Here is a 16,081-nt window from a genome sequence, read left to right as displayed (position 1 = left end):
ACCGGTTGCCATCCCGTCATCGGGATGGCAACCGGTTTTGCTATTTCTGCCCTTGCTCCTCCCCCGCATCAGGGTCATCCGTCTCGGGTGGAGACTGGACGGTTTTCTCCATGGGCCGAGCCGCGCGTCGACGTTCGCCGGTGAAGTGTTCCAGTTGGTCTTCCGCGCTGGACTCAAGACGATGCTTCTGGACCGAGTCTTCTGACCCGGCAGCTGGCGAATTTCCGTCGGTCATCTTCTCTTCCCATCTACTTGCAGCCAGCAGCTGGATCCCCATCGATGTCCAGCTGCTGGGTTATTAGTGCTTAGTTCTGCGCGCTCTGGTATGCCTGCTGGATCACCGAGCCCCAGTACGGTCCGAACATGGTGTCGCGCACCGAGCTGTAGCCGAAGCTGTTCACAGAGTTCTGGTAGCCGTTAGATCCACTCCCCAGGAACCATGGGCCACCGGACGAGCCGCCGGTCATGTTGCATGGAATGCCTTGGGACTGGGACTGGCCAAACGGATCGTCGCTGGAGTATCCGCTGCACGATTGCAAGGTCTCGCCGTTGAATGGCGAAGCAGCTGGGTAGCCGTAAGCAGTGTAGTACTCTCCGCGCGCCTGGTTGAAGGCGACCCCCGAAGCGCCAACAGCATCAGTCAAGGACGCACCACCGCTGGAGCTGACCACGGCGAAGCCTGTGTCATAGGTGATGTCCCCGCCATTTGACCATTCAGTTGGTGCCACCAGCTCGGTCGCTGCGAAGGAACCGTAGGGTGCTTTGCCGTTTTCATAGGCTGGAACGAAGACCCAACGGGTTGCGAATGAACCGGGTCCTTCATTCAGGCAGTGGCCAGCGGTGGAGACCGTCGACTCGTTGGCGGAGACGACAGCGTTGCCAGAGCACACGTAGTCTGATCCGCCGAGAGTGAAGAACACCTTGCCGATGTGCGAAACCGGTGTTTCCTGGGTAGCGCGAGTCTTGCCACCCTTCGTTTGGGCCTGCTTTCCGGCTGCCGCCTGCGCGCCATGACCGGCGACCTTGGCCGGCTTGCCGGCTTCAACCTTGGCAGCCGAACCCGACTTGCCAGCTACGAGTGAATCTGCGTTCTTTGCGGCTTTCATCCGATCCGCGGTCCAGTAGGATACCGCTGCGTCAGCCTTCTGTTCCGAGATCGTGATTGACTCGACGTCGCCACCAGTGGTCGTCGGCGCTGCCGAGGCCATCGGTGCCACGCCGAGCATCAGCGCGCCTGCAAGAACCGCGGCGCTTGCCAGCTTGTGGCGCCCCTTGCCCTTGGATGAATCCGTAATTAGAGAACGAATCTGCACGATTTAACTCCTTGTCCAGTGGCTTCTTTGCCACTATCGATGGGGGTGCTGTTGCACTCGTGGGAAACAGTCAAACACACACTTCAAGCATTTTCTACAGGAATATTTTCCTCCGCCCGCCGCGTCACCGACCTGCAACGGCCACCAAGTTGTGAAGCGAAATAGTTTTGAAACAGATACTTTCAATCGATTCCCCGGCGCCACGACTCCCCTTCGAATGAGCCCGTGCATTTCTGGTGATTTCAAACCAGCCCCTGAATACCAGTGAGCCGAATCACACGCCCAGAGTCCGGCCTTGCCGCGCGAGACCGGAGAAGCGTGTCTGAATATATGAAATAGAAGCTTCGGTAACAGATACTTTCCCGGCTCCGCGATGTCTGCCCTGTAGGAAAAAATATGCATTAATTAGGCTTTAAAATTGGACTTATTCGACACCCAATAGAGCCGGTTGCCGATGCCGACGGCCTACCTCCACGACTTGCCTTGCAATCCGATGACGCCTGCGCACTCTGCAAAGGCAGCTTGAACTGTCCGCCCGCCGCGCGCCGTTGCCCTGGATTGATGAGTCATCATCCGAGCCTAAGAAACGGAGGTTCGAACGACGCACCAATTGGACTGCGGAACCGTCCCTGGCCAATATGAACCGCGTGCTCCGCGATCCGACGAGAAGGTGAAGCACCGGTGCAACGAATGGCGGATGCACAGAATACTGGTCCGGCCCATGCGGATCGGCGCCTTGATGGCGCACCTTCCTCCGTCGGCGGATAGCCAATCGTCCCGTGGATTAGTGGCATCGGAGGGCGAACACCCGGCCCTCCATGCCAAGCGCCTTCACTGATTAAAAACCAAGGACGCTGCCTCGCAATGAGACAACGTCCTTGGAACAGAAAATTCCCGCTTAGTCGAAAACCGGGCTTTCGGTACGAGTGCGCTTCATTTCGAAGAAGTACGGGAAGGATGCGAGCTGCGCCGCAGCGTCAAACATCTTTCCTGCATCTTCCCCAGTTGGAATACGGGTAATGACCGGACCGAAGAAAGCAACGCCATCAACGGCGACGATTGGCGTGCCTACATCCTGCCCCACCAAGTTGATGCCTGCCTCGTGGCTCGAGCGCAGCACGTCATCGTTGGCATCGGTATTCGCAGCTTCAGCGAGTTCCGCCGGCAATCCCGCCTTCTTCAGCGCCTTGGCGATGACTTCATCACGATCTTCGATCTTCTCGTAATGGAATAGTTCACCCATGGCGGTGTACAAGCTGTCCTTGACTCCCTCGCCGTGTTCCTGGGCAGCACGCGTGACCACCCGCACCGGCCCCCATGAGATGTCCATCTTGGCGCGGTAGTCAGCTGGAAGGTCGCGGCCTTCGTTAAGCATCGAGAGGCTCATGACGTTCCAGTTCACGTCGATGTCGCGGACCTTCTCCACTTCCTTGATCCAGCGGCTCGTCGCCCAAGCGAACGGGCAGATTGGATCGAACCAAAAATCTACTTGCTGACGTTCAGCCATGAACTACCAACTTTCTTCCGAAGAGAATTTTTGAATACGGCTAGGCGGACTTCATATCGCGCTTGGCCACCATCGCGTGAGAGAGCAACGTGGGATCTTCACGGTCAATGACGGTTGCCCGAGTAATGACCACCTCGGCAACATCGTCGCGGCTTGGAAGGTCGAACATTACGCCGCCAAGGGTTTCCTCAAGAATCGACCGCAAACCACGCGCGCCGGTCTCACGCGCAATAGCCTGTTCTGCGATTGCTTCCAGTGCCGACTGGTCGAAGCTCAAAGCTACGCCATCCATCTGGAACATCTTCTGGTACTGCTTGAGAAGTGCGTTCTTTGGTTCGGTCAGTACGCGCACTAGCGCGTCCTTATCCAGATGCTCCACCGTGGTGATCACCGGCAGGCGACCAATGAATTCTGGAATCAGGCCGAACTTGAGCAAGTCTTCCGGCCGAACATCCGAGTAGGAAGCGGTCTCCGACTTCAGCGCTTTCAGCGGAGCACCGAAACCGATGCCTTTCTGCCCTGCCCGTGAAGAAATAATTTCTTCCAGTCCGGCAAAGGCGCCGGCAACGATGAACAGGATATTGGTGGTGTCGAGCTGAATGAAATCCTGGTGAGGGTGCTTGCGGCCACCCTGGGGCGGCACCGCAGCGACAGTGCCTTCAAGGATCTTCAGAAGCGCCTGCTGGACGCCTTCACCGGAAACGTCCCGGGTGATCGAAGGGTTCTCGCTCTTGCGGGAAATCTTGTCGATCTCGTCAATATAGATGATGCCGGTCTCGGCCTTCTTGACGTCATAGTCGGCAGCTTGAAGCAGCTTGAGAAGAATATTTTCCACATCTTCACCCACGTAGCCTGCTTCAGTCAGGCTTGTAGCGTCGGCGACAGCGAAAGGAACATTCAGCTTCTTCGCCAGCGACTGCGCCAGGTACGTCTTACCGCATCCGGTAGGACCAATAAGCATGATGTTGGACTTCGAGACTTCCACATCATCCAGCGGGTCATCGTTAGTCAGCGCCGCAACAGGACCGTGGTCCTGGTTGCCGTGGATACGCTTGTAGTGGTTATAGACAGCGACCGAGAGAGCACGCTTGGCGTTCTCCTGGCCGATGACGTATTCCTGCAACGAGTTGAAGATCTCGCGTGGCTTAGCCAAGGAGAACTCTTCGTGCACCTGCTCTTCGGCGAACTCTTCAGCGATGATTTCGTTGCAGAGTTCGATGCATTCAGTACAAATGTAGACACCATGGCCTGCAATTAGCTTCTTAACCTGCTTCTGGCTCTTCCCGCAGAAAGAGCATTTCAACAGATCCGAGCCTTCACCCATGCGTCCCATCGCACCATTCTCCCGTTTACTTGAGTAGCTGTGGACTTACTCAATTCTAGGCTAGTAGTCCCCCAAATTAGATGAATATGGCGGTTTACCTGTGTTGTGCCGTCTGCCTTTGGACAGACCAGCAACTAGGTAAACCGCCATTCATCATGGATTATTCCAAGTATGCGCTAGCTTCCCAGCTGAGCACGGTTCAGCTTACGAGGAGTCAATACCTCGTCTACGATGCCGTACACCTTGGCTTCGCTAGCAGTCATGAACAAGTCACGCTCCACGTCGCCGCGCACCTTCTCAACGTCCTGGCCGGAGTGGGAGGCAATGGTCTCTTCCAGCCAGCTGCGCATGCGCATAACTTCCTCGGCCTGGATCTGCAGGTCAGTCGCGGTGCCGCGTTCGCCGCCACCCATTGCTGGCTGGTGGATCAATACGCGCGCGTTAGGCAGGGCCAAACGCTTGCCCGGGGTACCAGCTGCGAGCAGTACTGCTGCTGCGGACGCCGCCTGGCCAAGGCACACGGTCTGGACCTCTGGGCGGATGAACTGAATCGTGTCGTAGATTGCAGTCATCGCGGTGAAGGAACCACCTGGCGAATTGATGTACAGGGTAACGTCGCGCTCAGGGTCCATGGATTCCAGGACCAGCAGCTGGGCCATCACGTCATCGGCCGATGCGTCATCAACCTGGGCGCCGAGGAAGATGATGCGATCTTCGAATAGCTTTGCGTATGGGTCCTGGCGCTTGAAGCCGTATGGGGTGCGCTCTTCGAACTGTGGCAGGATGTAGCGGGCCGACGGCATCTGACCGCTAACGGCTTCCGGATTGAAGTTCATGGTTTTCTCCTAGGACAAATCTTTGGGTATCAAGCGATGCGGTGCGACTATTTGTTGTCGTCGCCTACGAAACCGTTGACCGAGCCTGCGTGGGTTGCGATCTGATCGAAGAAGCCGTACTTCAAGCCATCTTCTGCGGTGAACCACTTATCACGCTGGTTGTCGATGAGGATCTGCTCCACGGTCTGACCGGTCTGTTCTGCAGTCAACTCGCTCATGACCTTCTTCATGTGCATGATCAGTTCAGCCTGGATCTTGATATCCGAGGCGGTACCGCCGATGCCGCCCGATGGCTGGTGCATCAGGATGCGGGCGTTCGGCGTAGCGAAACGCTTGCCCGGGGTGCCCGAGGACAGCAGGAACTGGCCCATCGATGCGGCCAGACCGGTTGCTACGGTCACGACGTCATTCGGGATGAAGTTCATGGTGTCGTAGATGGCCATGCCAGCGGTGATCGATCCACCTGGCGAGTTGATGTACAGGTAGATGTCCTTCTCAGGATCCTCTGCCGAGAGCAGCAGCAACTGCGAGCAAATGGCATTCGCATTGTCGTCGCGGACGTCGGAGCCCAGCCAGATGATGCGCTCCTTGAGCAGGCGGTTGTAGATGTAGTCATCACGGCCGGCCGGCTCTGCGGCTGCCATAGTGGGAGTGCGCGAATCATTTGACATGTTCTCTACCTCTTCCAAACGTGTAGATCAGTTTCTGGAATCTCTGTTTCTAATCCCATAGCTACAACTGGTTACTTTGAGATTACTTACTTCAAGCCATTCTTGGGCCGTTTCATGCCCCTGTTTCGCTCACGGCGCATGATGCACGCCCGCAGCGAACAAAAATGGCCATCGGCGGCTTGTTTTGAACAAGCGGCCGATGGCCATCAGAGTTTAGTGAAGACTACTTGGCCTCTTCGGCCTCAACCTCAGCAGCTTCTTCTTCACCGGCTGGCTTGACGAAGGAGGTCAGGTCAACTGCGGCACCGTTGGAATCGGTAACCTTAGCGAACTCGAGAACCTTTGCAAGTGCCTTGCGGCGGCGAACTTCGCCCATGAGCATTGGAACCTGGCCTGCGCCGTCCAGCATCTGTGCAAACTGGTTTGGCTCCATGCCGTACTGGCCTGCGGTCTGAACGATGTAGTCGATCAGCTCGGACTGCTCGACGCCAACTTCTTCAGCATCTGCAACAGCGTCGAGGATGATCTCGTTCTTGAAAGCACGCTCGGTGTTCTCGCGAACCTCTGCGCGGTGCTCTTCGGTGTCGTGGTCTGCTTCAGCGTCTGGTGCGTTGAAGTGCTGCTCGATCTGCTCATCGATAACCGATGCAGGAACAGGAACCTCAACCAGTTCAACCAGCTTGTCCAGAACCAGCTCGCGAGCCTCTACGCCCTGCTCGACAACCTTGCCCTCTGCAGCGTCCTTCGACAGGTTCTCGCGCAGCTCGGCGATGGTGTCGAATTCCGAAGCCAGCTGAGCGAAGTCATCGTTAGCTTCTGGCAGTTCGCGCTGCTTCACAGCGTTGACGACAACCTTGACGGTTGCGGTCTTGCCGGCGTGCTCGCCGCCAGCCAGGGTGGTCTCGAAGGTTGCGTCTTCGCCGGCAGACAGGCCGGTAACAGCCTCGTCCATGCCCTCAAGCATGTTGCCGGAACCGATCTGGTAGGACAGGCCCTGTGCGGAGTCGACTTCTTCGCCTTCTACAGCAGCGGTCAGGTCGATGGTCACGAAGGAGTCTGCAGCTGCTGGAGCTTCAACTTCCTTCAGGGTGCCGAAGCGGCCGCGCAGATCGTCGAGAGCCTTCTCGATGTCCTCGTCAGCAACTTCCTTGGCCTCAACAGAAACTTCGATGCCCTTGTAGTCCGGAAGTTCAACCTTCGGACGTACGTCTACCTCGAGGGTGAAGACCAGCTGGCCTTCGCCTTCCTTTTCGAGGGATGGCAATTCGGTGATGTCTACCTCTGGGCGGGACAGCGGGGTGAGTTCGTTCTCAACCATTGCCTTCTGGTAGTACTCGTTCAGACCTTCGTTGACGGCAGTCTCGATGACATGGCCGCGACCGACGCGCTGGTCGATCATCTTTGCAGGAACTTTGCCCTTGCGGAAGCCTGGGATCTGAATCTGCTGAGCGATGGTCTTGTACGCCTCATCGACGCGGGGCTTCAGTTCCTCGTAAGGAACTTCAACGGTCAGCTTAACCCGGGTCGGGTTGACGTTTTCGACGGCGCTCTTCACAGCGTTGTACTCCTGAGTTGTCTAATATTAGGTCTAATCTGCAAAAAACCCCGCAACATGGTGGCGTTGCGGGGTTGTTCGACAGAGTCGGGGTGACAGGATTCGAACCTGCGACCTCACGCTCCCAAAGCGCGCGCTCTAGCCAAGCTGAGCTACACCCCGATTAGCAGTGAACAGTCTAACCCGAGTTATCCTGTATCCACTAATCGTTTGTGATGCTTACTAGTTACTTTTTACGGTTCTTAGTGATCACAAGATCTAAATTATATTTAGCTCTCAAATTTCACGAGCTGAATCCGAAGATTTTTCACTCGTAAAGTCGGGGTGACAGGATTCGAACCTGCGACCTCACGCTCCCAAAGCGCGCGCTCTAGCCAAGCTGAGCTACACCCCGATTAGCCAGGAAGCCGCATCAAGCGATGCTTTGCTCCAACTAACCGTTTTGCTTGAATACCGAGAATTTTTCAATTTCCGCCACTCACGAGGACTGATCTCTCAGTTCTCAATTCTACGGCTGAATTGCTTCAGCCATAAAGTCGGGGTGACAGGATTCGAACCTGCGACCTCACGCTCCCAAAGCGCGCGCTCTAGCCAAGCTGAGCTACACCCCGGTAAAGTTCAGAAGAAAGCTTGTTTCATCTGGACTAACCGTTTTGCAATCGGTCCGGGAATGTTTTGTTTCCCGTGCTGATCACAAGAAACTAAGTTACACGGGTTCGAACCAAAAGCAAAATCGAGGATTTTGCATGTTGCAGAAAGACATCCGCATGATTTAGCGGTTTTCCTCGTTTCACAAGCCAGAATTTAGCCAAAACTCGCTTTTTCGTGAGTTGAATTACAGGTGGATTTTCGAACGACCGCAACACCAGTGCCGCCGGCCGACTGGAAGACAAGAACCACCCATTCTCCTTTGAAGCATTGACTGGGACCCAGATGCGGCCGATTATTTTTTCCAGGTGTTCAAGCAGCGACTGTTGCTTTGCTCGGCGACCCGGCACATAATCCGTGGCTGCTGGACTGAACCCCGGTCGAAACCAAGCGTCACGCTTGCAAACCTGACGCCATGCCAACAGCTCCCAGGCAGGCGTGAGGAGGGTGCGAGTTTGGCATATTTGAAAGCGGGAAATCGCCAATTCCCGAAGCTGCACCCCGGAACGCGAGGCTCATCGAATCAATTAGCGACGTTCGGCGACGACTCTTCTCCGCCGCTGACGAAGTGAAGGGGCCTGGGAAAAACGCTCCCCGCCGATGCATAAGAATGCGATTTGACGTCCAGGAGCAGAAAAAAATGGAAGCCGCAAACATTATCGGAGCCTCATTTCTGCAGTGACCCGAAATGGCTGCACTACGCAGAGGAGGCCAGGAAAAGAGCGGCCTTCGTCCAGATACGCGAAAAGGCCCCGCACGGCGAGACCTTTTCATTTGGAGGGGATGACGGGAATCGAACCCGCATCATTAGTTTGGAAGACTAAGGCTTTACCACTAAGCTACATCCCCATTTCGAAGCTTCTGCGCTTCGAACAAGATTCAGTCTAGACCATAAAACTCTTGCTTTGCAAATCGGGGATTCCATGTCTCACTTGGCACCTCTCCCTTATCACTGCCGTACGGTGATGGTTAGCAAAACACGCCGACGAGCCTGAACGAAAAGAACTCCGCTCGTCCCATCGACGAATCTGCAGCTTATGCCTTCACATGTTTGCGCGGAAGCTTCTGGCAACGAGGGCACCAGTACAGCTTGCGAGCCGCGATTTCGGCCAGGGAAATCTGCGCCGAACATTTCCGGCACCCCATTCCCTGCCGCTGATAAACGTAGTACGCGTTATCGGGCCAAACCACGCCCTGTGGGTCGCGGTCTTCGGGCAAGGTAGTGATGATCTTGCCATCGCGAACGCCGTCTTCCATTACCGATACGATGTCCCACCAAAGTGATTTGGCCTTTTGAGCACTAAGTTCATTCGCCGGCAATTCCGGAGCGATTCGATTCCGGAATAGGGCTTCCGCTCGGTAGATATTGCCGACACCAGAAATGAGCGCCTGGTTCATGAGCACGATGCCAATGGCTGTCTTGGTCTTCATCAGGTTCGCCCGGAATTCCTTGAAGCCCGCTTCAAGCCGAATATCTGCGTCCGCTAAATCAGCCTGGCCTTTGGCTGCCCTGAAACGCACTGCGGACCCAATCAATGGATCCGGGCCGAGCTTATCCAGATGAATCTGGACCTGTTCGTATTCCAGAACCTCGCATGCAGTTGGCCCGCGCAAATCAGCCCAGCCGTGTTCGGAAACGATCCGCGCTCTAACTGCTCCTACCGGTGCGGGCGGGCCGGTGTACTTCTCAGCATCCGTACTGGCACTGGCTTCGATTTCACCAATCTTCCGAGGGGCGCCAATCGAGGAAGCACCCGTAAAGTAGCTGTCTCCCCCGAAATTGAACGCGCCATAGAGCCCCAGATGCACTCGCAGATAGAGATCGTTGGAAAAGCGGCAGAAGAGCTGCTTGCCCTTGGCAAAGGCCTGTTCCAGCTGATGGCCGTCGATGCGCGCGGCATCGGAGCTGAAACGGCCCTGCGGAGAAGTAACCAGGACCGTTTGCCCGCCAAAGACATCGTCGAACTGGCGGGCAAGTCGGTGAAGGGAATGACCTTCAGGCACGACTAGTCGATGACCTCGCCGGTCGTTTCATACGTGGCGATCTTGCCGATGCGGCGTACGTGGCGCTCCGCTTCGCTAAATGGTTCAGCGAGGAAGGCCTCGATAAGTTCCGCAGCTTCTTCTACTGAGTGCTGGCGCCCGCCAACGGCTATGACGTTGGCGTTGTTGTGCTCACGGGCCAATTTCGCGGTATCCATGTTCCACGCCAGTGCGGCGCGAATCCCTTCGACCTTGTTGGCAGCAATTTGTTCGCCGTTGCCGGAGCCGCCCAAGACGATACCCAGTGCGTCCACGCCCGCGCGCTGGTCATCAACAACAGCTTGTGCCGCGTTGATGCAGAATGCCGGGTAATCATCCTCCGGGTCATAGGACTTCGGGCCGTGGTTGACCATTTCGTAGCCCTTGGCGGTCAGGTGCTTTACCAGGTAGTCGCTGAGCTCAAGTCCTGCATGGTCAGTAGCGATATGCACGCGCATAGTCGATTGCCTCATTTACTAGGGAGGGTTCTTTTACTTTCCTATCTAGGATAGCGACCGCGGCACGCGCTCCGGCTACTTCTCAGCTGCGCATCACGGAGTATGAACCGAATAAGTCTCCGAGGCGTCCCAAAGCGTGCAATTTCGGGACGCTATTGGAAAATTGAGTAAATTGTTCGGCCCGATGACTTGCGCAATGCCCGGTCAAAGGTGACACAATAGACAGATATTCAATATTCATTTCACAACTTCCACCGGTGGATAGCCATCGCCAAGAATTGGAGAACCCATGCCAGGAATGAACCTCACTCGCGCCGAGGCCAGCGAACGCGCAAATCTGCTCAACGTTGACAGCTATGAGGTAAGCCTGGATCTTACTCGCGGTGAGCGCGTCTTCACTTCCAAGACTACGGTGCGGTTCTCCGCCACCGCCGGCGCTTCGACATTCATTGATGCAGTCACCGACTCGGTACGCTCCATCAATCTCAATGGCGTCGAGCTGGACCCAGCGCAGCATTCAGATGGCATCCGTATCCAGTTGCCGAACCTCGCCGCAGAAAACCTACTCGTGATCGACGCGGACGCGCTGTACATGAACACCGGCGAAGGCCTGCATCGATTCGTAGACCCAGTGGACCAGGAAGTCTACTTGTACACCCAGTTCGAGGTCGCGGACTGCCGGCGCATGTTCGCCGTCTTCGAGCAGCCTGATTTGAAGGCCACCTTCCAGTTCTCGGTCACCGCGCCAAAATACTGGAACGTTGTTTCCAACGCCCCGACTCCTGCGCCAGAGGAAAACGGGAATTCAGCAACTTGGGCCTTTGCCCCAACCCAGCGGATCTCGTGCTACATCACTGCCCTGATCGCAGGCCCCTACCAGGTCGCCCGCGATTCGCTGGTTTCCTCCAGCGGCCGCACCATCGAGCTGGGTGTCTTCGCCCGCGCATCCATGATGCAGTACCTGGACGTCGAGAACATCGTCACCGTGACCCGTCAGGGTTTCGAATTCTACGAGAAGAACTTCGGCACCCCATACCCATTCGAGAAGTACGATCAGTTGTTCGTTCCCGAATTCAACGCAGGCGCCATGGAAAACGCTGGAGCGGTGACCTTCCTCGAGGAATACATCTTCCGTTCCCGTCCAACCGGTGCCATGATTGAGCGCCGCGCGATCACCATCCTGCATGAGCTGGCACACATGTGGTTCGGTGACCTGGTCACCATGAAGTGGTGGAACGATCTGTGGCTCAATGAGTCCTTCGCAGAATTCATGTCCACTCTGGCGGCCGCGCAGAACACCGAGTTCACCAGCGCTTGGACCACCTTCAATACGTTGGAGAAGAACTGGGCCTACCGCCAGGACCAGTTGCCTTCCACCCACCCCATTGTCGCGGAGATCAATGACCTTGAAGACGTAGAGGTCAACTTCGATGGAATCACCTATGCCAAGGGGGCCAGCGTTCTGCGCCAGCTGGTAGCTTTCGTAGGCCAGGAAGAATTCATGGCTGGCGTACGCGAGTACTTCGCCAAGCATGCCTGGAAGAACACCGAGCTGCCAGACCTGCTCAAGGAACTGGAAGCCGCCAGCGGCCGCGATCTCAGCGGCTGGGGCGCATCCTGGCTGGAAACCGCTGGTGTGAACACCCTCAAAGCCGAAATTGAAACCGGCAATGACGGTGCTATTACGTCCTTTGCCATTCGCCAGTCCGCCGTTGCCCAGTTCCCGACTTTGCGCCAGCACCGACTTGCTGTTGGCTTCTACTCGCTCGATGAGGCCGGAACGCTGCAGCGCGTGCACCGCGAAGAACTTGATATCGATGGCGAGCTCACCTTCGTTCCCGCGCTGGCCGGCATGAAGCGCCCGGATTTGGTTCTGCTCAATGACGATGACCTGACCTACGCGAAGATCCGCCTGGATGAAGTTTCCTTGGCGACTGCCACCGAGCATCTGAAGGACTTCCAGGAGTCGCTGCCGCGCACTCTTGTTTGGTCAGCCGCGTGGGACTCTGTACGTGATGCCGAAGCCCCTGCAAGCACCTACGTCCAGTTGCTGCTGAACAATATTGGCCACGAGGTGGATTCCACGGTGATCATGGTGCTGTTGCGCCAGCTGAACACCTCGCTGGATCTTTTTGTTGCTGCAGAACGCAGCGAAGAACTTTCGGTGCAGGCTGCCGACCAGCTGTGGCAGCTGGCTTCCAATGCTGAAGCAGGCTCCGACGCGCAGCTGCAGTTCGTCAAGGCCTTCGCGCACCGCTCGCGCGCCGCCGCCCAGTTGGATCGCGTCAGGAACTTGTTCGACGGCTCGGCAAGCTTGCCAGGCCTGGCCGTTGACACCGATTTGCGCTGGTCCTTCGCAATCGCGCTGAGTGCCGGCGGCTACCTGAGCGATGCTGATCTCGACGCAGTTCTGGCCAGCGACGACACGGCCAAGGGCAAGGCGTCGTGGTACACCGCGCGAGCTTCCCGCCCAACTGCAGAAGCAAAGGCAGAGGCATTCGGGGCGGCAACCGCTGCTACCTTGTCCAACGATCAGCAAAGCGCCGTCATTTCCGGTTTCAACAACGTGCACCAGAACGCGTTGATCTCCGGATACGCCGAGGACTACTTCGGGCTGCTCGTCAACGCGTGGGAATCCTACTCGCATGAGATGGCCAAGCAGATTGTGATCGGCTTCTACCCCAGCTCCAACGTCTCGCAGGAAACTTTGGACCAGACGGATGCATTCCTGGAATCCCTGGGATCCAAGCACGCGGCGATGCGCCGTCTGCTGGTGGAATCGCGTGCCGACGTGGTCCGGGCTCTCGCTGCGCGTCGGGCGGACGCCGAGGCACTAGAAATCTAGGGTCGCTCGGATGGTGGCGGCGGCTTCTGCTCAATGCGGAAGCCGCCGCCACCTTTCGGTTAAAAGTGGGAGAATAGACCTATGGACCTCTCGCAACATGAATATCGGGTAGGGCTCGAATGGACAGGCAATCGTGGAACCGGAACGGAAAGCTACCGCAGCTACGGCCGGGACCATGTATTGCGCGCATCGGGCTTGCCAGATTTGCCGGGCACCGCGGATCCAACATTCCATGGGGATCGCGATCGCTGGAATCCAGAACAACTCCTGCTTGCTGCCCTGAGCCAATGCCACATGCTCTCGTATCTGCATGTAGCAGTTACCCACGGCGTGAATATCACGGGTTATACGGACGATGCTTCTGGAACACTGCGTCTCAATCGGGATAACAGCGGTGAATTCACCCAAGCCATCTTGCGGCCCGTCGTTTACCTTGCCGATGAATCCCAACGAGAACTTGCCGATTCGCTCCACTCCCAGGCGAACAAGGTTTGCTTCATCGCCCGGTCCGTCAACTTCCCGGTTCTCCACGAGCCGGTATCCCCTAGCTCCTCCTGAGGATTTTTACGAATGACTGAAAACCTGCCACTTGCACATGACCCGAAAAAGGATCCCTTCAGCAATCCCCTGGTTCTAGGCCGATCCAGCCAAGAATTCTTGGATGCCGCCGAAACGCCGATCGACGTTGCCAACTATCCCGGTACCTTCTACGCAGAGGTTGGCGGTCGCGAGATTTTCGCTCAGCTGACCAAGAATTTCTACAGTTCCGTTGCCGAAGACGAGGATTTCCGTCGGATGTATCCAGAGAAGGAGCTTCGGGCTGCCCAAGTTCGCCTCCAGCTGTTCCTGGAACAATACTGGGGTGGTCCGACAACGTTCTCCGAGCATCGTGGCCACCCTCGGCTCCGCATGCGTCATGCAAATTACCCGGTGAACGGCCACTACCGTGATGTCTGGCTGGGCCATATGAACAAGGCTATCGACCAGCTAGAGCTGCCAATGCTGCAGGCCGAAACCCTTCGGGACTACTTCGAGCGTGCGGCTCACTCGTTGCTGAACACTCCGGATGAACACCGGAATCTGCTCTAAGAATTTATGGACTAGAACCGCCACGGGCGAGTTCTAGTCCATATCCTTATTACTGCTTAGCCGAGCAAAGAGGCTTTGCGGACAAGGACATGCCCTCGCTCGTTACTCAGTCGAGTCCAACTGCCATTGCGGAGTACTCGGCTTTGCCCGCCAGGCGCCAGGAAACCCAAGGCATGCATGGCAAATGCGGAGCCCATAGGAATCTTCAAATCTTCTCCTTGCACATCCGCAGCCCAAATTCGCTGCCGTATCTGCACAAGCACAGGCAATCCCGGGTTTTCCGGCAATGCTTGGGCGACGGCGTCGATGCCGTTTTGAGCTGAGGAAGTTAGCATGTCGTTCGCTACGGCTCCTGCATCTTCCCAGCCTGAGACCGGCACGGAGATCCCAGCCCATTTAGGGTTCTCTTCAACCGGTGGGAGCGCGAAGTCGACGGTTGACTCCCCCATGCGAGCAAGGCGATCCTGGATCGATGCCAAGGAATAGCTGGCCTTGAGATCTGCAGGCTGCGCCAAGCGATGAACTCGCATTCCGAGGATGGTATAGCCGCCTTGACCGAGGTCGGAAGGGACCAAAACAGGTACATAGACAGCCAAGGCCGTATTTCGAGCGACGAATTGGGCCGCATCATCTTCAATTGTTTTCGCCCGGCTAATAAAGTTCGCTAAGTCGCTTACTGAATTACTGTCGTCGAAAATCACCGCATCACTAGCCATATATTTATCGTCTCACGGAGCGGCAACTACGCGTGGCGACTTTGCTCATGGCGTGATGCTGCTCCGTGAAACGTATAGTTTTCCTATGAGCCCGAATCTCAACTGAAAATATTACTTTCGAGTAGCATTAAATTTGGTTTTGTTCCGCTATCGCATTCCAAGGAGCCCGCACAGTGACCGAAGACCTAGGCACCACCCAGATCCTGCTGGATCTGTTGAATCTGGATGGAGAAGACCAGGCGCGCACGGATGAGGATATCTTCATCGGCCATACCCCTGGGCAGACTCGACCTCGCGTCTTTGGCGGGCAGGTTCTGGCCCAATCGATCATGGCCGCCACGCGTACAGTTGAAGCGACCCGTGCGATCCATTCCCTGCACGGTTACTTCCTGCGTCCGGGAGACCCGAACCAGAACATCACTTTCGGCGTACAGCGCCTGCGCGATGGCCGCTCATTTTCCGCACGTCGAGTGCACGCCTACCAAAATGGCGAACCGATCCTGTCAATGATCACCTCATTCCAGGAACCGGCAAACGGCCTCGAACACCATGATCCAATGCCTGCCGGAATCCCGGATCCCGAGTCGCTTCCGACTACCGCAGATCTCGTGGGGCACCTGGACCATCCAGTGGCAAAGGAATGGGCTTTCGAACGTCCTTTCGACGTCCGGCATGTTTCGGAACCGATCTACCTTCCAGGAAATTCGGCCAAGCTTGCCGATAGTGCGGTTTGGCTGCGCACCACCTCGGCAATGCCCAATGAGCCCGCCCTGCACCGAGCTGCCTTGGCTTACGCGAGCGACTACATGCTACTTGAGCCTGCCCTGCGAGCCCATGGAGTGCCATGGGTACATCGCGGCTTGAGCATCGCCAGCCTCGATCACGCAATGTGGTGGCACCGGGATTTCCGAGTCGATGAATGGCTGCTCTACGTACTTCATTCGCCATCGGCCTCGTCGGCCCGCGGACTTGGTGCGGGAAAGTTCTACAACAAGGCAGGCGAGCTCGTCGCGACCGTCGCCCAGGAAGGCATGATCCGCCTGCCTGAGTTCGCAGAGGGGCACTAGCCCTCAATCGATAGCGCACCGCCCGCGTGG

14 protein-coding genes and 4 tRNA genes are annotated in these 16,081 nt (G+C 56.7%); 4 read left to right on the top strand and 14 right to left on the bottom strand.

The window, feature by feature from the left end; genetic code table 11:
* Positions 1 to 40 precede the first annotated feature (40 nt).
* The 13 genes from ACIOTN_RS03860 to ACIOTN_RS03800 form a co-directional block, all read right to left on the bottom strand.
* Positions 41 to 235: a hypothetical protein gene (locus tag ACIOTN_RS03860; protein WP_146112904.1), complete on the bottom strand. Its 195-nt coding sequence runs from the start codon at positions 233 to 235 to the stop codon at positions 41 to 43.
* Between the two features lie 70 nt (positions 236 to 305).
* Positions 306 to 1,313, bottom strand: a complete 1,008-nt coding sequence (locus ACIOTN_RS03855; RefSeq protein WP_105658466.1) for a serine protease — start codon at positions 1,311 to 1,313, stop codon at positions 306 to 308.
* Between the two features lie 898 nt (positions 1,314 to 2,211).
* The gene (locus ACIOTN_RS03850) at positions 2,212 to 2,820 is read right to left on the bottom strand and encodes a DsbA family protein (RefSeq protein ID WP_105658465.1); all 609 of its coding nucleotides are present in this window, start codon (positions 2,818 to 2,820) and stop codon (positions 2,212 to 2,214) included.
* 40 nt (positions 2,821 to 2,860) lie between these two features.
* Entirely contained in the window at positions 2,861 to 4,153 is a 1,293-nt protein-coding gene (gene clpX, locus ACIOTN_RS03845) for an ATP-dependent Clp protease ATP-binding subunit ClpX (protein ID WP_105658464.1), read from the bottom strand.
* Positions 4,154 to 4,320: 167 nt separating this feature from the next.
* The gene (locus ACIOTN_RS03840; protein ID WP_105658463.1) at positions 4,321 to 4,980 is read right to left on the bottom strand and encodes an ATP-dependent Clp protease proteolytic subunit; all 660 of its coding nucleotides are present in this window, start codon (positions 4,978 to 4,980) and stop codon (positions 4,321 to 4,323) included.
* Between the two features lie 47 nt (positions 4,981 to 5,027).
* Entirely contained in the window at positions 5,028 to 5,651 is a 624-nt protein-coding gene (locus tag ACIOTN_RS03835) for an ATP-dependent Clp protease proteolytic subunit (RefSeq protein ID WP_286134321.1), read from the bottom strand.
* Positions 5,652 to 5,874: 223 nt separating this feature from the next.
* Entirely contained in the window at positions 5,875 to 7,206 is a 1,332-nt protein-coding gene (gene tig / locus ACIOTN_RS03830; RefSeq protein WP_105658461.1) for a trigger factor, read from the bottom strand.
* Between the two features lie 87 nt (positions 7,207 to 7,293).
* Positions 7,294 to 7,368, bottom strand: a tRNA-Pro gene (locus tag ACIOTN_RS03825).
* Between the two features lie 157 nt (positions 7,369 to 7,525).
* A tRNA-Pro gene (locus tag ACIOTN_RS03820) sits at positions 7,526 to 7,600 on the bottom strand.
* A 142-nt stretch (positions 7,601 to 7,742) separates the two neighbouring features.
* Positions 7,743 to 7,817, bottom strand: a tRNA-Pro gene (locus ACIOTN_RS03815).
* 812 nt (positions 7,818 to 8,629) lie between these two features.
* Positions 8,630 to 8,703, bottom strand: a tRNA-Gly gene (locus ACIOTN_RS03810).
* 186 nt (positions 8,704 to 8,889) lie between these two features.
* On the bottom strand, positions 8,890 to 9,858 hold the full coding sequence (locus ACIOTN_RS03805; protein ID WP_105659203.1) for an Fpg/Nei family DNA glycosylase: 969 nt from the start codon (positions 9,856 to 9,858) through the stop codon (positions 8,890 to 8,892).
* A gap of 2 nt (positions 9,859 to 9,860) precedes the next feature.
* Positions 9,861 to 10,334, bottom strand: coding sequence for a ribose-5-phosphate isomerase (locus ACIOTN_RS03800; RefSeq protein WP_105659202.1), 474 nt, complete (start codon positions 10,332 to 10,334; stop codon positions 9,861 to 9,863).
* Between the two features lie 289 nt (positions 10,335 to 10,623).
* Here ACIOTN_RS03800 and pepN point away from each other — a divergent pair, with 289 nt between their 5' ends.
* From pepN to ACIOTN_RS03785, 3 genes are all read left to right on the top strand, one after another.
* Positions 10,624 to 13,179 carry an aminopeptidase N gene (pepN, locus tag ACIOTN_RS03795; protein ID WP_105659201.1) on the top strand — a complete coding sequence of 852 codons (2,556 nt, stop codon included), beginning with the start codon at positions 10,624 to 10,626 and terminating at the stop codon, positions 13,177 to 13,179.
* A gap of 81 nt (positions 13,180 to 13,260) precedes the next feature.
* Complete coding sequence (locus tag ACIOTN_RS03790; RefSeq protein WP_332486839.1) at positions 13,261 to 13,737, top strand: OsmC family protein; 477 nt, start codon at positions 13,261 to 13,263, stop codon at positions 13,735 to 13,737.
* Between the two features lie 12 nt (positions 13,738 to 13,749).
* Positions 13,750 to 14,268: a globin gene (locus tag ACIOTN_RS03785; RefSeq protein ID WP_105659199.1), complete on the top strand. Its 519-nt coding sequence runs from the start codon at positions 13,750 to 13,752 to the stop codon at positions 14,266 to 14,268.
* 56 nt (positions 14,269 to 14,324) lie between these two features.
* Here the strand turns inward: ACIOTN_RS03785 and ACIOTN_RS03780 are convergent, their stop codons facing one another.
* Positions 14,325 to 14,984 carry a hypothetical protein gene (locus tag ACIOTN_RS03780; protein ID WP_332498343.1) on the bottom strand — a complete coding sequence of 220 codons (660 nt, stop codon included), beginning with the start codon at positions 14,982 to 14,984 and terminating at the stop codon, positions 14,325 to 14,327.
* Positions 14,985 to 15,157: 173 nt separating this feature from the next.
* Here ACIOTN_RS03780 and ACIOTN_RS03775 point away from each other — a divergent pair, with 173 nt between their 5' ends.
* On the top strand, positions 15,158 to 16,051 hold the full coding sequence (locus ACIOTN_RS03775) for an acyl-CoA thioesterase II (protein ID WP_105659197.1): 894 nt from the start codon (positions 15,158 to 15,160) through the stop codon (positions 16,049 to 16,051).
* Positions 16,052 to 16,081: the final 30 nt, after the last annotated feature.

This window comes from Glutamicibacter sp. NPDC087661, from assembly GCF_044743275.1.
Taxonomy (GTDB): Bacteria; Actinomycetota; Actinomycetes; order Actinomycetales; family Micrococcaceae; genus Glutamicibacter.
This window is presented reverse-complemented; position numbering and strand designations above follow the sequence as displayed.

Bases quoted from the DNA above. Each gene is read 5' to 3' on its own strand.
- ACIOTN_RS03860 (WP_146112904.1), bottom strand. From the start codon at position 235: ATGACCGACGGAAATTCGCCAGCTGCCGGGTCAGAAGACTCGGTCCAG.
- ACIOTN_RS03850 (WP_105658465.1), bottom strand. From the start codon at position 2,820: ATGGCTGAACGTCAGCAAGTAGATTTTTGGTTCGATCCAATCTGCCCG.
- clpX (WP_105658464.1), bottom strand. From the start codon at position 4,153: ATGGGACGCATGGGTGAAGGCTCGGATCTGTTGAAATGCTCTTTCTGC.
- ACIOTN_RS03840 (WP_105658463.1), bottom strand. From the start codon at position 4,980: ATGAACTTCAATCCGGAAGCCGTTAGCGGTCAGATGCCGTCGGCCCGC.
- ACIOTN_RS03835 (WP_286134321.1), bottom strand. From the start codon at position 5,651: ATGTCAAATGATTCGCGCACTCCCACTATGGCAGCCGCAGAGCCGGCC.
- ACIOTN_RS03800 (WP_105659202.1), bottom strand. From the start codon at position 10,334: ATGCGCGTGCATATCGCTACTGACCATGCAGGACTTGAGCTCAGCGAC.
- pepN (WP_105659201.1), top strand. From the start codon at position 10,624: ATGCCAGGAATGAACCTCACTCGCGCCGAGGCCAGCGAACGCGCAAAT.
- ACIOTN_RS03790 (WP_332486839.1), top strand. From the start codon at position 13,261: ATGGACCTCTCGCAACATGAATATCGGGTAGGGCTCGAATGGACAGGC.
- ACIOTN_RS03785 (WP_105659199.1), top strand. From the start codon at position 13,750: ATGACTGAAAACCTGCCACTTGCACATGACCCGAAAAAGGATCCCTTC.
- ACIOTN_RS03780 (WP_332498343.1), bottom strand. From the start codon at position 14,984: ATGGCTAGTGATGCGGTGATTTTCGACGACAGTAATTCAGTAAGCGAC.